The following is a 2,647-nucleotide window of genomic DNA, read 5'->3' as shown; positions in this document are numbered from 1 at the left end:
GCCTTAATGGTATCACCTACATTGTATTTCTGCTCGAAGGTCGTCCAAGGATCTTCCTGCATATGCTTCAACCCCAGGTTGATCTTCTGGGCCTCCGGGCCGATGCCAATGAGTCCGAGTTGTACCACCTGTCCCTTCTTCACGAAGTCCTTAGGACGGGTAACATGGCCCCAGCTCATGTCATTGATATGCAAGAGTCCATCGAATCCACCAAGGTCAATGAATGCGCCAAAGGAGGTGAATGACTTCACCACACCTTCAACCACATCACCGATCTGGACGGTGGAGAAGAATTTCTCTTTATTCTCTTTGATTTTCTGGTCAAGATACTCACGTCTGTTCACAACGCTCTTAAGCTTCGTGCCACCGTGGAACTTGTCAATGATGAAGTAATCAGTGATACCGATCATGGTCTCGGGATCCTCTACTCTCTGGACATCAGCCTTTGAGAGGGGACAGAAACCCTTGTATTCGCCTCCGAGGTCAACCTCAAAGCCACCCTTGATTACCTTTTCAAACTTGCCCAAAACGGGAGATCTGCTTTCTGAAGCAGTCTTCAGTTCATCTGTACGTTCTTTGAAATCGGCACGCTTCTTGGAAACGACGATCTGGCCGCCCTTCCCTTCCTTGGTGATAATGACGACTTTTACCTCATCACCTACTTCAGGAATCGATGCGAATTCGTCACGAGAGATACGACCCTCGCTCTTATAACCGACATCCACGAATACATACTCGTTGTTTACCTGGACAACAGTACCGGCCACGAGCTGACCGTCTTCGATTCCATCAAGAGATTTAAGATACTCCTCCTGCAGTAAATCCTGCATTCTGGTCTTCTTTTCTTCCATTTCTTGTTCTTCAGCCACTTGATTTCTCCTGATCCTAAATTTACCTATTTACATCGCCCTTGAGCGTAAAAATAGCAGATAACACTTTCTCACAAACTTGTCCTATAGTCAAGTACGAGGTGTCTATGTACAAGGCATCCTCTGCAACTCGTAGTGCACCAACTTCCTTGCCTTTATCAATTTCGTCACGCATCTTGATTTGTCGCAACACAGTCTCGTAGTCTTGTCCGTTTGGATGCTGCTTGAGCCGACGTTCAGCACGAACTTCAGCCTTTGCATCAAAGTAACATTTTAAGTCGGCATCTGGGAAGACCACCGTCGTAATATCTCTCCCCTCAATGACAACATCCATATCCTTTGCAATCCTTCTCAGCTGTTCATTCACATAGCTTCTAAGCGGAGGATACGTTGATACTTGCGCTACTACTGCATCAACCTCAGGGGTATGCAGCTTATCCTCAATATCATTGCCGTTGACACAGATACGGTCATCTTCAATAGAGAGCATATAGTGCTTTGCAGTTTCCAAAACTGCTGGATAATCCATGGGGTCCTTCCCTTCCTGTATATGCAGGTAGGTGTAGGCCCTGTAGAATGAACCGGAATTGAGGTAGTAGAAATTGCAAGTCTTTGCAATCATCTGGGCAATGGAGCTTTTCCCAACTCCAGCCGGTCCGTCTATGGCTACGACCATTACCATCCTCTCCCTGAACTCTTTCTTAGAATATCATTTTCTCCATTCAGGAGTGCCTTGATCTCGGATGAAGTGACAGTACGGTACTGTCCTGGTTTGAGGTCACCCAGTTCAATGCAACCAATCCTCATCCTGACCAGCTGCTTCACCTCATACCCAAAGTGGCTGAGAATCTTTCTGATTTCCCGGTTCTTTCCTTCGGTTAGGATGATCCTTACCCATTTCTTGCTGATGATCTCAAAACGTTTGATCGTATAAGGCTGCGGCATGTCTATGAGGACTCCCTTACGCGCCTCATCCAGGTCTTCCCTGCGTACGCCAGTAGTACAGCTTACCAAGTACTCCTTCTCAATCTCCTCGGAGGGATGCATGATCTTTTGTGCTACATCCCCATCGTTGGTGAAGAGAATCAAGCCACTGGAATCCTTGTCCAGACGACCAATATGGAAGAGAAGATTCTTGTCTGGAATATCAATCAGATCACGTGCGTAGTTTTTCTCGTTTGGATCCCAGTTCGTGCAAACAAACCCCTTGGGCTTGTGCAAGGCGTAGTAGTAGGTTTTCTCACTTGGTTCCACCAATTGGTCATCAACCATGACAACATCTTCTTCATCGACCTTGGTTCCCAGTTCTGTTACCCGTTTCGTATTCACGGTTACCCGCCCACTGGTGATCAGTGTTTCGCAGGATCTGCGGGACCCGCAACCACTCTTTGCCAAATAGACCTGTAATCTAAGCGGATATGATAATTTCATGCTTCTTCTTTCTCCTGTGTTGGTTCTGCTTCAAATCGCAGTCGATCGATATCGGAGAGCTTGGGTAGTGCGCTGATACTTGCCAGGTTGAATTCGAAAAGGAATTTCCTCGAGGTTCCATAAAGGCAGGGATGCCCAGGGACATCCTTCCTTCCAATCACCTTGATGTATTCACGGTCTCGCAACAAACGGATGATGGTGTCACTGCTGACCCCACGGATGTTGTCTATCTCCCTACGGGTAATCGGTTGGCTGTATGCAACAATGGACAGTGTTTCCAAGGCTGCACGACTGAGGCGTCTATCGACACGTCTGCCGTAGCAGGAACGAAGTTTATCGTGCAGATC

Annotated in this window: 4 protein-coding genes; all 4 read right to left on the bottom strand. The window is 47.3% G+C overall.

Going from position 1 to position 2,647, the window contains the following annotated elements:
• Positions 1 to 869: S1 RNA-binding domain-containing protein (locus JF818_RS11915; protein WP_198892224.1), on the bottom strand; the 869-nt coding region annotated here is incomplete at its 3' end.
• Between the two features lie 22 nt (positions 870 to 891).
• Positions 892 to 1,545 (bottom strand): (d)CMP kinase, encoded by a 654-nt coding sequence (cmk, locus tag JF818_RS11910; RefSeq protein WP_198892223.1) that lies wholly within the window; start codon positions 1,543 to 1,545, stop codon positions 892 to 894.
• On the bottom strand, positions 1,545 to 2,300 hold the full coding sequence (locus JF818_RS11905) for a pseudouridine synthase (protein WP_198892222.1): 756 nt from the start codon (positions 2,298 to 2,300) through the stop codon (positions 1,545 to 1,547). Before JF818_RS11905 ends, cmk begins: the two co-directional genes overlap by 1 nt.
• The coding region (locus JF818_RS11900; protein ID WP_198892221.1) for an SMC-Scp complex subunit ScpB at positions 2,297 to 2,647 on the bottom strand (351 nt) is incomplete at its 5' end. The genes JF818_RS11905 and JF818_RS11900, both read right to left, overlap by 4 nt.

Source organism: Sphaerochaeta sp. S2 (assembly GCF_016406725.1).
In the GTDB taxonomy this organism is placed as follows: Bacteria; Spirochaetota; Spirochaetia; order Sphaerochaetales; family Sphaerochaetaceae; genus Sphaerochaeta.
Note: the sequence above shows the minus strand (reverse complement) of the source record. Positions and strands in the feature narration are given on the sequence as shown.

Excerpts from the sequence above, each read along its gene's own strand:
- cmk (WP_198892223.1), bottom strand. The coding sequence starts at position 1,545 with ATGGTCGTAGCCATAGACGGACCGGCTGGAGTTGGGAAAAGCTCCATT.
- JF818_RS11905 (WP_198892222.1), bottom strand. The coding sequence starts at position 2,300 with ATGAAATTATCATATCCGCTTAGATTACAGGTCTATTTGGCAAAGAGT.